Genomic DNA, 17,404 nt, shown 5'->3' with positions numbered 1-17,404 from the left:
AGCTTCTATTGTCTTTCTTGATTAATGAAATAAAAGAATTAAAGATCCTATCTTATAGATGTAATTGTTAAAGAATAATATTACCGAATTGGTTACTAGATAGTAGAATATATTAGTTATAATATTAATTTATATACTGTTACTTATTAGACCTAGGTGTATTTAACAAGATGATTGTATTTATCTTAATTTAGATTATTTAATGTTCATAACTATTTGTATATTTATATTGTGTATACTCTTTATATAAAAAGAGTAATATAAATAATATTTTTTAGATTTTTCTACAATTGTTAATTGTTTTAAAGTAATTAATATAATTACATCTTATTCATTTCATATTTTTCTAGTCAATACTTATGTTTATATGAGTTTTAAGAAAAAATTAGATAATATCAACTCGTAACTAAGTGTGAGTCAGAAGTATTTTAAAGAAAAAATAATTCGTTTATGAGGGTGCTCCTGGCGGAGCTACTAGAGTTTACTATAGACTATCTTTATTTATATCTATGTTAGACATAAAATTATTTAATATTTTTTATTTCAGGTTATTAATTAATATTATATCCTATATCATAAATTATATATTAGTGTTGTTATGAAATTTAAAAAATTAGACTTATCAGTCTGCGAACAAGAAAAAGATTGAAATAGTTGATGATTAGAATGACTAGAATGAGATTTATTTTTTCTAATTAGAGCATAAAGTTTAATTTTTCTCTCATATTATGAAGATTATTTCTCCACGGTTAATAAAACACAAAGGATGCATCCTTTATAAATCAGAGGTCGTGGTAGATCTCATTATAGTTAAAGTTTCTCATTATATTAAGATATATACGTAGGGTTGGATAGGGCATCTGCATAGTGTAAGATTATTATCTGTATTTTTGAGATCAGTCTGATAGTAATTAGTTTTATCAAGAATAGTTAGCACATTAGCATAATTATGTCATTTAATATTCCAATCTTACTTACCTTGTGTCGTATAGGGCTTATTCCATTTTTTGTATTTGTTTTTTATTTGCCATGTCGCTGGGCTCCATTAGTATGTGCATTGATTTTTATATTTGCATCTATTACTGATTGGTTCGATGGTTTTTTAGCGCGTCGCTGGAAACAAACTACGCAATTTGGAGAGTTTCTTGATCCAGTAGCAGATAAAATTATGGTAACAATTGCATTAGTATTAGTAGTTGAATATTTTCACTCTTGGTTAATTACGCTACCAGCTTTATCAATAATTGCGAGGGAAATTATTATTTCTGCTTTACGTGAGTGGATGGCGGGACGAGGAAAAAGTAGAAGTGTTTCAGTATTATGGATAGGCAAGGTCAAAACTACTGTACAAATGTTAGCGTTATTCGCATTACTTTGGCGCCCAGATGGTATGGTTGAAAGAATTGGAATAGCAGCATTATATATTTCCACGATGCTAACAGTTTGGTCAATGTTTCAATATTTACATTCTGCACGTAGTAATTTATTTGAACATTAATAAATATTATAAGTATGTATAAAAAGGTGTTTTTATAGAAAATTATATTGACTTTATCTTTTGTTTACGTTTAAAATTTAACATTAAATAATGTAGTTTATTATAACTATATAGAATAAATTTAGAAAGTGTAAAAATATGAGTTACGCTTTTATGATACAATAAAATTGTATGTTATTGCTTAAATTAAGCATGAAATGGTGAATACTAGCTTGTGGGATTTTAGTTTTTTTATTTTGTTGTATTTTATGAAGATTGAATTGATGTTTAATTAATTTTCGAACTTAATGGGTTAATTTTATTGGTGAAATTTAAGGCGCGTTGGCAGAATGGTTATGCTGCGGATTGCAAATCCGCCCACCCCGGTTCAACTCCGGGACGCGCCTCCACTATTTAACTTTAAGCCCGGGTGGTGAAATTGGTAGACACAAGGGATTTAAAATCCCTCGGCTTATAGCTATGCGGGTTCAAGTCCCGCTCCGGGTACCATTTGAGACTTTACTACGAAAAGAAATTTTATTTACATGTTGATTTTTTTTGTTTTTACATTTTATATCTCTGAGTTATGAACAAATTTCTTATATATATGGTTTAATTTGTTTGATTTTAAGATATTAATTTAGTAATTTTGACAGTAGATCACATTGGAACATTGTATTCACATCGCAGTAGAATCGTATATATTTTTTAAATCATCATATTTTGATATATTGTTTTGAGATAATAGATAAGATTTTTTTAAATTTTTTTGCGAAAGAAAAACTAACTCAATTAAGAAAAGTATATATTTTAAAATTAAATATAGTGAATTAATGGATTTTTAGGATAAAGATAGTCCATATTAATATCGTCACTGTTTATATATTACTATATAAGATATAATCGATTTATGTTTACGGAAGGGTACATGTATATTAATTCGAATGAATTGAAGAGTGGTAATATATATTAAAATATGATATCATATAAGATGTAAATAAATTTTTAATAAATTACTTAGTGAGAGTTATATTAATAGAAGTGATTATTTTAATTCTAATTTAAATTAAAAAGTAAGAGGATAAAATCCTTTTCATTATTTTAATGAAAATCATTCTATTCAATAAAATAATTACAGAATTATCATTTCAGTGTTTTTTAAATCTAAAAAACTCCTAGATATTTTATTTTGATAAATGAAGAGGTCTGTTATTATATAATAATAGAAATTATTTAATTGAACTGGTTTTATAATGAATAAAATGATATTTAGAGGTTATTGAAGTATGAATTTTAAATTCAGATAAATATAGACTTGTCTTATATTATAAATTAAAATGTATATTTTAAGCATTGTTATAGTTCCATAAATTAGAAATTTATAGAATATCTATTTATTTAATTATCACTTCGTTTGATTAACAATTAAATTATAAAATTTTAGTCATGTTGTATAATTTAGAGGAAATTATATATTTTTTTTAAAATTGTAAATTTAATTTATAATTAATTTATAGATAATTTTTTCATATATAGTTTGTATAACTCTTTGCCCGGATAGCTCAGTTGGTAGAGCAGTGGACTGAAAATCCCCGTGTCCTTGGTTCGATTCCAAGTTCGGGCACCATATTAAGATATTAGATGGTAATATAGTAAAGAACCTTACTGTGATAAGAGATTGAGTTTGAGGTAAGACGATAATTAATCTACTTTTATAAAATTTGATTTTTATTATTATAATAATGATGATGCAATAAGTTAGCCTGGAGCGTTAATTATTTAATATAAATATTTTAGATGTCTTGATAAGTTTTCTTATTAAAATTTCTATAATAATATAAAAGAATTATTATAGAAATTTGGTTAAATACTAAAATCTTGATTAACAATAACTATATAAATTTTGATAAAGAAAATAACGTATTTTTTATTTTTAGATTTTATATTTGCAAGAATTTTATAAAGATTTTAAAGATATATATCTTATACTATTTTTTTGTTAGACTATACCATAAAGGTGAAATTGATATCATTTTTAAAATTTTAGTTAAATTTTTATAAGAAAAATAAGGGTTTAGTATAAATAAAAATATTTATTAAAATTTACCTCTTTACTATGATTTATAGTATAAAAATAATATTTATGCATTAAATATCTAAATCAGTATTTTATATTTACAGTAATTGTTTTATTACGTTTGAATTATGTAAAGTTATTGTTGTTAGTATATAATTATACAACTATTACTTTATTAATTCAGTATAATTAGCGTGATGTGATTTTTTAATTTATATCTAATACAAATTAGACTTATTTATATAGCGTGTAAAAAGATATTTAAAACTAAAAGGACGTAATAATGCTCATTATTCATGCTTCAATTCGTCAGAAGTGTGGCAAGAGTTCGAGCCGCCGGCTACGCATATCTAATAGATTTCCTGCAATTGTATACGGTGGAAACGAACCTTTATTTGCTATTGAAATAGCTGAGAAATTTGTAATTAATCTTCAGTTAGAAACTAGTTTTTATAAAAATGTTATTTCTTTAGTTGTTGATGGGATAGAAACTAAGGTTAGGGTGCAGGCAATGCAGCGACACCCGTTTAAGCCAAAGATACATCATATTGATTTTATGCGTATTGTCGAATCATCTAACTTGAGTAGATATGAGTCTTAATATATTTTAAATGGAACTCTATGACTTTTTACAAAGACATAGAGTTCCATTTAAAATATATTATTTGGAATATAAAATACTGATTTAGATATTTAATGCATAAATATTATTTTTATACTATAAATCATAGTAAAGAGGTAAATTTTAATAAATATTTTTATTTATACTAAACCTTTATTTTTATTGTAAGAATGTCATTCATTTTATAATTAGGCCTTTTTGTAATTATAGACAAATATATCTTCTTTTTTTTGTATTAGCAAATACAGGTGGTTTGATCCTAATTTATAGAATGCTTATTTTCCTGTTAAATTTAGTAAAAGGAATGTTTTCCATATTGATGGTCGGTGATATCTTGTATTCCTTTTAATTCTGGAAAGGAAGTCAGTAGTTCTTTTTCAATACCTTCTTTAATAGTAAGGTTTACCATAGAACACCCGTTACAACCTCCTATAAATTTAAGAATTGCATATCCTTCATCAGTTATATTTATTATTGAAACTCCACCACCATGATGAGCTAATTTTGGATTAATTTTTGTTTGTAAGATATGTTTTACTCGGTCAATAAGTGGAGAATTAGAATGAATTTTAGGTGTTTTAGCATTAGGTGCTTTTAATGTTAGCTGAGATAGAAGTGCATCAGTAACAAAATCGATTTCGGCATCTTGAAAATATGGATGACTATTTTCATCAATAAATACTGAAAATTGAGAGAATCTTAATTCAGTATCGGTTTCTGCTACTGTTTCAGGAGAGCAGTAGCTAACACCGCACTCAGCAGTTTCTGTACCTGGATTAATAATAAATAGACGAATTTGGGTTCCGTTTTTCTGAGTTGATAAAAGTTTTATAAAATGCATTTGGGCAGAATTAGTAATCATGATCATGATGAGTTCTCAATAATATAAATACTCATTTTGTTTTATCCATTAAGATTTGAAAAAATAAATAAATAATGGAGAATATTTCTATGGTTATTAGTGCAATAAATTAATGCATATACGTCATATATTTATATATAATGTATTTATTAATTAGTATTGATATTCCATGTATTTCATATCTATCATATCTGGCATTGATGATTAATCTGATGATATCAATTTAAAATTGATGTTAGAAACATTCTATAGTTTATGCATAATTTTTATTAGATAAAAGTGTAGTATAAATATGATTTTTAGTCTATATAATTAAATTAAATTATTCAGTCATATACTAATTATTCTATAAAATTCTGTTGAAAATGATAACAGATTATATCTGATAATTTGATTATTGATAGTAACATTGCCTATTGTTTATAGATGTAAATTTTTCTTATATCTATATTTCATTCATTCATGGATAAAGATATCAATTTGTTATTTTTAATATAAGCATTATATATTAGTATTTTTAATACTCTTATTAATTATCTATATATTTTATTTTAATTATGTTTATAGATATAAGTCTATTTTATAGTCAAATTTAGGCTTGTTGTTTATGTAGATAGAAAAGACTAAGGAAGATGATATAGTTTCTCTAAAATATATAGTTTCTATAATAACTGTATGAATTTTATTCGATAGGATATTTGTTATGTTTTAAGTTGTAAATTTAAATATGAAAGGTTGTGGAAATAGTTGTCCTTATGTTTCACATTTAAAATATGAAATTAGATAATTTTTTAGTGAATAAAAATAGTGATGAATTTAATTTCAATATTAAAATTCTTAATTTTAGATATTTCTAGAACTTAATCTTTATTAGAATTAGATATGCATTAGGCTGAAAAAGAATTAATAGGTTTTTTTAATGTATTTTTACGTACTTTGGTCTATATAGATAGAGATTAGATCTTTTATTAAAAGTAATTTATCGTAAAACATATATCAAATTATTTGTATATATAATAAAAGATATTTAAATTCTACCTTCTAGGTAGAACCATTTATTTATCATCTTAACACATACACCTACAAGTAATTTTTTATGTTCTTCAAAATTAAAATTATATGATAATAGAGATCTATTCTTGACAGATTTTAATTAGATAGCGTTTAGGTTCTGCATCTCGAGTAATTCTCTGTCATTGATTTTCATCTATTAATTATAATATTGATATTTAAATATGTGGTCAAGGGTAAATTGTTTTATTAATGATATTAATATTATATTTTTATAATTTTATATAGATAAAAGTAATAGTTTATCGAGATGCCGTGTTCGTAGTAGATTATTAAAATAATCGATTTATACCATTCAACGCCGCGACCCGATAGGCTTCCGCCATAGTTGGATAGTTGAATGTTGTATTAACAAAATATTCAAGTGTATTACCACCATTTTTCTGTTCCATTATAGCCTGACCAATATGAATTATTTCGGCTGCTCTCTCACCAAAACAGTGGACGCCTAGAATTTCTTTGGTTTCTCGGTGGAAGAGAATTTTTAGACTTCCAACGCTCATACCAATAATTTGCGCACGTGCCAGATGTTTAAACTGTGCTCTCCCCACTTCATAAGGGATCTTCATAGCTGTTAATTTTTGTTCAGTTTGACCAATAGAGCTAATTTCTGGAATAGTGTATATACCTGTTGGTATATCTTTACTTAAATTTGTTATTACCTCGCCTTTAATCATTGCTTGAGAAGCAAGACGTCCTTGATCATATGCAGTTGAGGCTAGACTAGGATAGCCGATAATGTCTCCTACTGCGTAGATGTGAGGTTGCTCTGTCTGATATAGGTGATTCACTTTTAACATACCCCGTATATCTGCCACGAGGCCTACATTTTTCAATGACAAGGAATGTGTATTACCTGATCGACCATTAGCATACAGGAGACATCCTGCTTTTATTTTTTTTCCAGATTTCAGGTGTACAATAATCCCATCAGGCACTTCTTCAATTTTTTTTAGTTCTTCATTAGGCCGAATTACTACTCCATTATTCCAGAGGTGGTATGAGAGGGAATCTGACATTTCTTGATCTAAAAATGAGAGAAGACGATTACGAGTATTAATTAAATCAACTTTAATAGAGAGCCCTCGAAAAATTGAAGCATATTCACAACCAATGACTCCAGCACCGTAAATAATAACGTGATTAAGATCATGTTGTAGATTAAGGATAGAATCACTATCATAGATGCGTGGGTTATTAAAGTCAATATTGGGTGGATGATAAGGTCGTGATCCACATGCAAGAACAAACTTTTTAGCTGTAAGTCTTTCGGTGCTTCCATCAGGAATTAAAATTTCAATTGTATGATTATCAATAAAATGAGCATGTCCTTGAAAAATGTCACAGTGGTTTCGTTCATAAAATCCTTGTCGCACATGAGTTTGTTGGTTGATTACATTAACAGTATGATTCAAGATTTCAGAAAAAGAAGAACGAAGGAATTGAGTTTGATTGCTATAAAGAGGATTGTGGTTAAACTCAATGATTCTGCTTACAGCATGGCGAAGTGCTTTTGAGGGAATAGTTCCCCAATGAGTACACCCACCGCCAATATTCTGATAGCGCTCAATAACTGCTATATGTACTCCTTGTTTAACCAGACCCATTGCAGCACCTTCACCACCTGGGCCTGAGCCAATAACAATGGCATGATAATCATGAGATTTTTTCATACTAAAATTTCCTATATGTTATATCATCAACAGAGTTTTTGGCATTATCTAAATGTGCTTTCATTATAAATATATGTTATCTGTAGTTGATTAATTTTTAATGTATAAGTATAGTTATCTTTGGTATAAGACTACTGTTTTATTAAAATTATTTCTAAGATATACATCTCTAGGATACAATAGAGATGACGATAAGTTCGAAATATATACATCCATAAAATAGGGAGTTTTTGAGAATTAAAGTACTATTAACTATTTTGGTTCTAACGCATAGTCCTGTTGATGCAGGTGTGTAATATTTTTAGAAATTTTAGGAGGATTTCTATCCGATTTGATTTTTATATTTATAATGTAAATTTTTTTTGAATATAGCTTTATAGATGTTAGATTTTGTATATAACTTATATTAAAAATATTATTTATATTATTTAAGATAAATAAGGGTTTTAATAAATTTTTCTATTTTTACATTTAATAGAGAGCTGAGATAGTATTTATTTATAATTTATCATAAATTTTAATGAGCATTTTATTTTTGTTCTTACAAAAAGTTATTGAAATTTTGTAAAATTTATGATTTCTTAATCTAAGAAATGATTTTTTATAGACATAATAATTAATTTAAGCATAATAAATAATAATGATAATTATTAATATAGAAATTATAGAGCAGATAGGAAGAAAATTACTGCATATTTATTGTATAAATTTTGTAGAAAAAAGGGAAATTTATACTCACACGAGTAAGTCATCGTAAGTTATCATTCTTATAACTGTGACTAAATAATTTATTTTGGTAAGAGTGGATCTCAAAAGGGTTTACGTATTTAGATTTAATTATAATATTATTTTAGTATTTTCTTTTCATATTTATGAAGATAACATTTTATTTTTATCAGATTATAGTTAATTTTTTTATTTATTTATATATATTTTATATAGTTTATATAAATGATATTATTATTTATACTTAAATCTTTCAATTATAATTTTTTATTTTGTGTTATTTATTATCTTATTTATTTTATATAATGTATATTAAAAATATGATTTATTCTATTAGTTCTAGTAAAAAAGGTAATCAGATCAATATTATTTAAATGTATTGTATATAATAAAATTGTATTTAAAATGGTTTATACAGTGGTTTTATATAGAGCAGAAAATTATATATATAAGATATGTTGTAATTTTAAATTAATTTCTTTTTAATATCGAAAATAACTATTTATAAAACTTTCTTGTGTAAATTATTTAATTTATTAAAATTTTATATTTACATATCTAATCATACATTTTTTGGAAAATATCTTATTTATTTTTAAAATAGATATTTTTTATAATATCTATTTTTTCATATTTTATATATTATATTTTAGATAGATCATAGGGTCTAAATAGAATATCTTAACAAGTCAATTTTTTAAGAATATAGATATAATATCGTATTCATTAATATTGAATAACGTTTGAGATCTGGAAAATTAATATTGTTTATTCATATTTGAATATGTTGTATTTTAGGATATTCAAGTAACTTCAGACTTTTAGTTACAGAAATGATACGCAGAAACTTGATACCAAGAAAAAGATAGAGAATAGTAGATTGGAGAAGACAATTAGACGGTATATTCTATAGAATATATTTTATTTCATAAATGTAAGGTAAATAGGTTGATAAGAAGATCTAAATAATTTTTTTATTGTTAGTGATCTATATGATATTTTACAATATATTGATTATTGAATAAATAATCAGATATGACGTTAACCATGTGTCGATTTAACAATTCTCAGTTTGTATATGAAGCTATTATTGTAATTAGATTAGTCTTGGATATAATTATTTAGATTTAAGATAACATCTTATTCAGATTACTTATAATTATTTAATATAGTAAAAAATTTATTTTTTTTATATTTTATTTTTAATAAGTTAGTTATTTTATGATATAAATACATAATCTTTAATTAAGATAGAATTAGAGAGTATTTTGCATTTTATTTAGCTAACTATATTAAATATAATTCAAGGATAGAATATTATTCTTCGGAAAAAAAGTGATTATTATAGATAATAGATCTCATGCATTTTACTATTAATAGCGTTTTTAATTTCTGAAATGTAACTTTAAATTCGTATACATAAAAACGAGTTTATCAAAAAATAATGTTATTATGCATTTATTCTACATCAATATAAAATAATATTTTCATATTTTTATTTGATTCCATTGATTTATTCTTATATTCAGTTTTATTGTAATTAAGTAAGTATTTTACTTATTTTATTTTAACATGCATTTTCTTTAAATAGTAACATGTTTAAATGGATAGAATTAGAGGATGTTAACTTATAGAAAATTTAGATTGAATTAATTAGTCTATATATTGAATTAATTAGTCTATATGTAGTAGAGAGTGATTCTATAAGTGCTACAGATGGTATAAATAAGAGAAAATATTTAAAATTATATAAATTAAATTACAACCTATACTAGGTGATCTCATTCTAATATGTTAGGTTTATTAATTTTAATTATATAGAGAGAAGAAATGAGTGTGAATTATAAATATTTGATTTTTAAAGTATTACTATGTATATAGTATAATGATAGATGTTGAATCATGTTCTCTTTACTGTTAGCAATAAAGAATCAAATGCTGTAAAAAAGACCTTACTATAATATAAATTAGTCCATGTTATTGCATTATGAACATATTTTTTAAAAATTGTATTTTAATTTATTTTGCAGGTAGTTTCTATACTATTCAACTTCAGGTATCTGATTTAGTTGTTGTGCTATCGATTTGTAGATAGAGAATGAATATTAAAATTCAGATTTAATTGGACAAGAATTGGTACTGTCTTATGAGATAATAATATGTAATAAAATATTTCATAACATATTCAAGGAAATAAGTAAATTAAATAATCACATTATTTGATAATAAGTTATCAGGGTTATAATTTACAGACGTGATTACGTAAGGATGGTTCATGGCTATTCTTGGTATTGGAATAGATATTGTGGAGATTTTTCGAGTATATAAAGTCATCTCTAGAAAAGGAGATCGTTTAGCACATCGTATTTTGAGTGAATCTGAATGGATTCAATATCAAAAAAACAATAAACCAGAACGTTTTTTAGCCAAACGTTTAGCTGTTAAAGAAGCAGCATCTAAGGCGTTTGGTACAGGAATGCAGGATTTAATAACATTTAACCAATTTGAGGTTTGTCATGATAAACTAGGTAAGCCGTTTTTATGTTTTTTAGATAATGCAAAAATTATGGCCAAGAAATTATTAGTTGAGCATGTTCATGTTACATTATCTGATGAACGGCGCTATACTTGTGCTATGGTTGTTTTAGAAAGTTAATTTATAGAAGATAAGTCTAAATTTATACTGATATTAAGTATGGATTTTATTTTATAGATAAAGAATCACTAGGGATATCAGATGTAATTATAACTTTTAAAATATATGTTATGTAGGTTCTTATTTAACGAAGGGATTTATTGAGACTATTTTATATTTAATATACATGTTAATTAATTGAACTTAGAGTGTGGCATATATTAAGATGAAGTTAAATAATCATTATTATATTTAGAATATAATTTTTTAGATTTTATTTGATTATTGATGTACTAAATATGGTTAGCAATAGTGTAGTTAAAACACCATATGTTATAAAAATCAGTTTTTATATACAAATACAGAATAATATTATCTTTTTATATTTTATCTCTATGTTTTTCTATGTTTGCTGTCTAAATTTATATAATATATATTTTATTAAAAATCTAATAGAGTTAGATTGATCATTTTGTCAATACTTAATTTTTATAAAAAAATTTTCTATACTTTGATTATAAATATTTATTTTTTACTAAAAAATACCTTTGAATATATATTAAAAATTAACTGAATAGATTTTTATTTTTCTACGATATTAAAAACTATAAAAAGTATAGTTTTATTAAACAATAGCATTTGAACGTAGTATTTTTATGATCATGAATCAATTTTTACCTAAAAATAATCTTATTTTTTTTAGTTATTATGATTCGTATTGAATATTATTTCTATTTTAGTAGATATATTTCTTTTTCATGGGTTCTTGAGAGAATTTATCATGAGATAATATAAGAGAATTTATTTAATACGGTTTTTAATTTAAATTAATTGGGATTAATAATTTTAATTTTTAAGTTTAATAGTTTTGTCTTTATTCTGTTTGATAAATAATTAGAATTTATATAGTGGAAGGAATTTTAATTTGAAATAAATATTTTATATATAAGATCTGATCTAAAAAATACTGACTTTATAATTAAGCCATTAGTATACATGCGAATATAGTTTTTGTTTTAAACAATGCCTGTGTATCAATATATATTATAAGTGCGATTTGTTTCTATTTTTTAGTAGATGACAAGAAAACAAGTCGTTATATCTATGCAATGACTTTATACAATAGATACTTAATCTAATTAATTTTCGAATAAAACTTTCTATTAAAAAGAATATAAATTTAATCTTTTTATATTTTTTTATATATTATCTTGCTTTTTTCTCATAGACCTGAATTTTTAAACTAACTTCACTAAGAGCACTATAGATTAGCTATAGATCTAAGGTGGGTCGTATAAATAATATAAATTTATGAAGTTAAATTTTAAAAAATAAGATTAAGATTTGATCTTAATCCATATTGCACTAAATAACACAGTTTGATAGTGGTTTTTCCCGCTTATTCAATGTTTAATTTTCGGTCGCCCAGAAAATATATTTTATTTTTAATAAATATTACAAAATAGGAATGTTTCATTATAGATTCGATACAAATGTAAATAGATTTTAATTTTTTACTACAGTCACTAGTGATAGTTTTTGTTATATTAGAATGTTATTCTAGTTTACATGATTTTAATAACTAATATCAGTCTCTTTATTACATATAGATTAAAGAAAATAGACTAATTATTGTGTTTAGTAAAATCTGGTTGTGATTAACAAGGCAGGTGTCAAAGATTTAAAATATTTTATTAAAAATAACTCACTATATATCTACATTATTAGTTATCAAAACATTAATAAACTTAATCTAATAAATTAGATTGCTTTAAAGTTATGCAAGCGGTTAATTGCTTCTAAATACGTGTGTTTTAACCATAATTCAGTGCATAAAGTGGCTTCATTAATTACATTAATAATTTTTTGTTTTTCTTCTTTAAGAGGTTGCCCTAATACAAATTCTACTACTTTATTGCGATCGCCTGGATGTCCAATACCAATACTTAGGCGGTGGAAATTTCTTTTTTTACCTAAGTTAATATTGATATTTTTTAAACCGTTATGACCTCCATAGTTTTCGTTATTTTTAAACTTAGCTATACCTACTGGGAGATTAAGATCATCATGTGCTACTAATATTTCTTCATTTTGAATATGATAAAAATTAGCCATAGCCAAGACAGATTTACCGCTATTGTTCATAAACGTTGTGGGAATAAGAAGTCTTAAATGCTTATTATCGATATGTAGACGAGCCGTATAACCAAAAAATTTTCGGTTTTTTTTAAAAGATACATCATAGCGTTTAGCCAAAAATTTTACATACCAAGCCCCAATATTATGTCGCGTGCTAGTATAAATAGCCCCAGGATTAGATAGACCAACAATTAACTGGATAGGAGAGGTCACTTTGTAGGATTCCTTTTTTATGTAAAAGATAATGATATATATGTCATTAATCTAGACGTTTTACGGGTCGGATTGAATCGAAGAAATATTTTTAAGTACATGGTTTTCTAGATTATATATTTAGGTCTTGTAGACTACATCAAGATTTATAGATTCTTTATTTAATTTTTTTCTTCATATTTTTAATGAAATTATTATAAAATAAAACGAAGAGGTATTTAATATAATTATATTGTACCTAAATAATAACAATTATTTATGTTTAAGAAATGATTGAATAATGTTGAAATATGCAAATAGAGATATTGGAAATATGAATTATATATGTAGTCAGAAACACTGCGATTTATCTTTTCATAGGTCTGTGTAGATAGTTTATTATTTAATTTTTTATAATTTTTTCAGTTAGAGATATTAGATACTGTTGGATATTGTAAGGAAGGTATGCTGAGATGTTTTTATTTGTTAGTTGATTTTTTAAATCAATAGATAACTTTATCTATTAAATCAAATTATCTGAAAAGATATAAATTAATTTTTAATTTAATAGACGAATTGGTATTATATATTTTTATCGTGTTAGATTAAAATTTATAAGATTCTTGTAACCATTGGTTTATTTTTTTATGTAACTGAGAAGTAACTTTGTTTTGTTGCTGAGTTGCGTCAATAATCTGAATTCGTTTGTCTTTCAGGGCTAGAGCAAGATATCGGTTTCGGGTTCGAGTAAAAAAACCAAGAGATTCTATTTCAATACGATCTAGAGCGCCTCGTTTTTGAGTTCTCTGTAAACTGATCTCAGGGGTTATATCAAGATACAATGTAAGATCTGGTGAAAAATCACCTAAGAGTTCTTCTTTAAGATGGTTAATAAAATCAGGTTTAATTTTTCTCCCGCCACCTTGATAAGCTTGTGATGAAAGGTCATGCCTATCCCCTACTACCCAGGACCCTCTTTCTAATGCTGGTTTAATTATATTGTCTACTAATTGAATTCGTGCTGCATATAGCATTAATAACTCAGCATAATCTGTTATTTCTTCTTTTAACATTTCCTTTTGTTGAATTAATGTTCGTAATTGTTCTGCTATTGGGGTGCCGCCTGGTTCACGTGTATATATAACATTTTTAATTCCATATTGATAAAGAAGAGTTATAATTTCATGACACGCTGTACTTTTTCCTGCTCCTTCGAGACCTTCGATAACAATAAATTTACCACTCATGCTATCTCATTATCTCCTTAAGTAATTTTGAGTTAGTGGATCATGCAACATAATATTTATACTGGTATTGATATAATTTTAGGTTACTTTTTATGTTAAATGGCATTATGTATGTTTACACTAGGGATGTTTAGATTTCTTACAATCACATCATATTCTAAAACTATGATAATAAAGGATTATATTTTTTATATAGTTGAATTGATAGTAATTTTAACTTTAATAATTATTAATGAACAGATGATTTATTGTGATTAGCAATGGAATGATTAGTCGAACTTTATTTTTTTTAGATGCGATTGATTGTTTATAAATTGATTGGTATGCATTCATCGTTTAGATTAGAATAAAAACTGTATCTTATCAGAATGAGAAGTATTTTTTTATTTATAATTGAAGTATATATAGGCATATATTAATGCGCTATTTTAGTCTTAAAAATAATAAGAAACTGTTTATTAAAGAACGATGATGTCAAATGTCTATAACATTATATTACTGAATAATTTCAGTTTGGATCTATTTATCTTTTTAATTATTAATTTACAAATTAATCATGTGTGTTAATTTTTAGTGGTTAATTTTATGTGTGTTTTTTAATAAAGAGGAGTAGAGGTGTATTTTTTATCTTTTATGCAACTAGGTTGTCTATTAATAATATTGTTTTTTTATTTAAGCAAGTATAATTGGTTCTCATGTAGATTGCATGGTTTAGATAGTTTATAAAAGGTTAAGTAGCTAATTTTGCTTCAAATCTATTATTTGGTGAATTGATCGTTTTATGACAACTAAGCTGGAGTTTTAGTCTATAATTTATAAGATATGATTATATTAGTAGTATTTTATTTAAATTTTTAGATAAAACAAGATAGAACGGTTTTTATTTATCTGATAAATATTTCATTCTACTCTGATTTAGCATTGTTCATTAGATAGAGATTAAACATATTACATTTTATAAAAATCGGAGCAAGAATGTTTAGCGTGATTAGAAATATAGGGTGATTGTTATAATTGTATAGAGTTAGTGGCTTATAATTAAAAAAACAATTTAATAACAAAGTGCTATAATTGAATAAAATTAACATAGACATAAATCAAAATCATAGAATTTGTAAATGATGTTAGATGGATGTCTATTTGATTAAATATAAGATTCTTATATATTAATTATTAAGTGATAGCCAATTGTGTTCTGGAATTTTTCAGTTATAAGCAATAGTTATTTTCAAATTATTTTAGAAAACAAGAATAAGAATAAGGAAATTGGAATGATGATAGTTAGTATCTTTAATACAGTATTCCGATATTGATTAAATTAAGTATGCATCAATGTTGATTTAAAACTTTCGGTAAAGGAGAATAAAAAACATCAAATACACAGTTGAAGTTGCAATAGTTGGTGGAGGAATGATTGGCGCAGCTCTGGCCTGCGGGCTTGCAAAAAATGGTTTTCAAGTTGCGTTGCTTGAAAAGAAAATGCCTCTTCTATTTGACCCTAACACTCACCCTAATTTGCGTATCTCAGCAATTAATTCTTCTTCAATTAGCTTTCTGAGACAGTTAGGAGTGTGGCAAGATGTTTTAATGATGAGATGCGCACCTTATCGAAGGCAGGAGGTATGGGAATGTCAAAACACAAAATTAAAATTTGATTCAGCATTAGTAGGATTGCCTGAGTTAGGATATATGGTTGAAAACCATGTTTTACAACATGCATTATGGAAAAAGCTATGTAAAGAGAATATATATCTTTTATGTCCTTCTTTATTGCAAAGCATGAATCGAGTTAATGATCACTGGAATTTGTTTTTAGATAACGGTGACAGAGTAGAGGCAAAATTAATCATAGGCGCAGATGGAGCAGATTCACAAGTATGTAAATTGGCAGGCATCAGAAAGACAGGTTGGTTCTATCAGCAATCCTGCATGTTAATTAGTGTGCATTGTGAAGGTGAAGCAGGAGATATTGCTTGGCAACAGTTTACACCACGTGGACCTCGAGCTTTTTTGCCATTGTTTGGCTGTTGGGCATCATTAGTTTGGTATGATAGACCGGATTGGATTCAAAAACTTCAGTCGATGAGTATGCTTGCATTAACAAAAGAGATTCACAATACTTTTCCAATTCAACTCGGAAAAGTTACTCCTGTTATGGCCGCGTCGTTTTCTTTATCACGAAAACATGTGACATCATATACTTTACCGGGTCTAGCTTTAGCTGGAGATTCTGCGCATACGATACATCCATTGGCTGGACAAGGGGTAAATCTTGGTTATCGCGATGCTATGGTGTTAATTTCGGTATTAAGTAAGGCAAGAGAGAATATGACTAAATGGTTTCATAGAGATGTGTTACAAGGTTATCAATATCAACGAGAAAGCGATAATCGAATGATGCAAAATGGGATGGATCTATTGTACTACGTTTTTAATAAGAAAAGTATACCGATAAAAGTTTTACGTAATATAGGATTATTGATTACTGAACATTCAATGTGGTTAAAACGCAAGACTTTATCGTATATGTTAGGTATTTAATATTTTTATCAATTTATTTATTTCTATCTCATTAATTAATTTTCAAAAAGATTAGTTCAATTTATAAGAATTTTAATAGATTCATTTGGATTCAGATTACGTGATTATTTCCGTAGTTTTTATGAAGTTCTATATAATATAA

General features: G+C 25.5%; 8 protein-coding genes and 3 tRNA genes. 7 read left to right on the top strand and 4 right to left on the bottom strand.

Features of this window, described 5'->3' with window-relative positions:
• Positions 1 to 949: 949 nt before the first annotated feature.
• The 5 genes from pgsA (at position 950) to rplY (ending at position 4,155) form a co-directional block, all read left to right on the top strand.
• Positions 950 to 1,498 carry a CDP-diacylglycerol--glycerol-3-phosphate 3-phosphatidyltransferase gene (gene pgsA / locus HACICURT3053_RS02200; RefSeq protein WP_157992105.1) on the top strand — a complete coding sequence of 183 codons (549 nt, stop codon included), beginning with the start codon at positions 950 to 952 and terminating at the stop codon, positions 1,496 to 1,498.
• 315 nt (positions 1,499 to 1,813) lie between these two features.
• Positions 1,814 to 1,887, top strand: a tRNA-Cys gene (locus tag HACICURT3053_RS02195).
• A 14-nt stretch (positions 1,888 to 1,901) separates the two neighbouring features.
• Positions 1,902 to 1,987: transfer RNA gene (locus HACICURT3053_RS02190), tRNA-Leu, on the top strand.
• A 1,041-nt stretch (positions 1,988 to 3,028) separates the two neighbouring features.
• A tRNA-Phe gene (locus HACICURT3053_RS02185) sits at positions 3,029 to 3,104 on the top strand.
• A gap of 733 nt (positions 3,105 to 3,837) precedes the next feature.
• Positions 3,838 to 4,155: a 50S ribosomal protein L25 gene (gene rplY, locus HACICURT3053_RS02180; RefSeq protein ID WP_157992104.1), complete on the top strand. Its 318-nt coding sequence runs from the start codon at positions 3,838 to 3,840 to the stop codon at positions 4,153 to 4,155.
• A 313-nt stretch (positions 4,156 to 4,468) separates the two neighbouring features.
• Here rplY and nfuA read toward each other — a convergent pair whose 3' ends face one another.
• Together nfuA and sthA are read right to left on the bottom strand one after the other, a co-directional pair.
• Positions 4,469 to 5,044 (bottom strand): Fe-S biogenesis protein NfuA, encoded by a 576-nt coding sequence (gene nfuA / locus HACICURT3053_RS02175; protein WP_157992103.1) that lies wholly within the window; start codon positions 5,042 to 5,044, stop codon positions 4,469 to 4,471.
• A gap of 1,337 nt (positions 5,045 to 6,381) precedes the next feature.
• Entirely contained in the window at positions 6,382 to 7,782 is a 1,401-nt protein-coding gene (sthA, locus tag HACICURT3053_RS02170; RefSeq protein ID WP_157992102.1) for a Si-specific NAD(P)(+) transhydrogenase, read from the bottom strand.
• 3,001 nt (positions 7,783 to 10,783) lie between these two features.
• Between sthA and acpS the strand changes: the two genes are divergently transcribed.
• Positions 10,784 to 11,164: a holo-ACP synthase gene (gene acpS, locus HACICURT3053_RS02165; RefSeq protein ID WP_157992101.1), complete on the top strand. Its 381-nt coding sequence runs from the start codon at positions 10,784 to 10,786 to the stop codon at positions 11,162 to 11,164.
• Positions 11,165 to 12,904: 1,740 nt separating this feature from the next.
• Here acpS and pth read toward each other — a convergent pair.
• Positions 12,905 to 13,495: an aminoacyl-tRNA hydrolase gene (pth, locus tag HACICURT3053_RS02160; protein WP_157992100.1), complete on the bottom strand. Its 591-nt coding sequence runs from the start codon at positions 13,493 to 13,495 to the stop codon at positions 12,905 to 12,907.
• 584 nt (positions 13,496 to 14,079) lie between these two features.
• Positions 14,080 to 14,721, bottom strand: a complete 642-nt coding sequence (tmk, locus tag HACICURT3053_RS02155; protein ID WP_157992099.1) for a dTMP kinase — start codon at positions 14,719 to 14,721, stop codon at positions 14,080 to 14,082.
• A gap of 1,362 nt (positions 14,722 to 16,083) precedes the next feature.
• Between tmk and HACICURT3053_RS02150 the strand changes: the two genes are divergently transcribed.
• Positions 16,084 to 17,262 (top strand): FAD-dependent monooxygenase, encoded by a 1,179-nt coding sequence (locus tag HACICURT3053_RS02150; protein ID WP_157992311.1) that lies wholly within the window; start codon positions 16,084 to 16,086, stop codon positions 17,260 to 17,262.
• Positions 17,263 to 17,404 lie beyond the last annotated feature (142 nt).

It is taken from the genome of Candidatus Erwinia haradaeae, assembly GCF_900698855.1.
Lineage (GTDB): Bacteria > Pseudomonadota > Gammaproteobacteria > Enterobacterales > Enterobacteriaceae > Erwinia_E > Erwinia_E haradaeae_F.
This window is presented reverse-complemented; position numbering and strand designations above follow the sequence as displayed.

Excerpts from the sequence above, each read along its gene's own strand:
- pgsA (WP_157992105.1), top strand. The coding sequence starts at position 950 with ATGTCATTTAATATTCCAATCTTACTTACCTTGTGTCGTATAGGGCTT.
- sthA (WP_157992102.1), bottom strand. The coding sequence starts at position 7,782 with ATGAAAAAATCTCATGATTATCATGCCATTGTTATTGGCTCAGGCCCA.
- rplY (WP_157992104.1), top strand. The coding sequence starts at position 3,838 with ATGCTCATTATTCATGCTTCAATTCGTCAGAAGTGTGGCAAGAGTTCG.
- nfuA (WP_157992103.1), bottom strand. The coding sequence starts at position 5,044 with ATGATCATGATTACTAATTCTGCCCAAATGCATTTTATAAAACTTTTA.
- acpS (WP_157992101.1), top strand. The coding sequence starts at position 10,784 with ATGGCTATTCTTGGTATTGGAATAGATATTGTGGAGATTTTTCGAGTA.
- tmk (WP_157992099.1), bottom strand. The coding sequence starts at position 14,721 with ATGAGTGGTAAATTTATTGTTATCGAAGGTCTCGAAGGAGCAGGAAAA.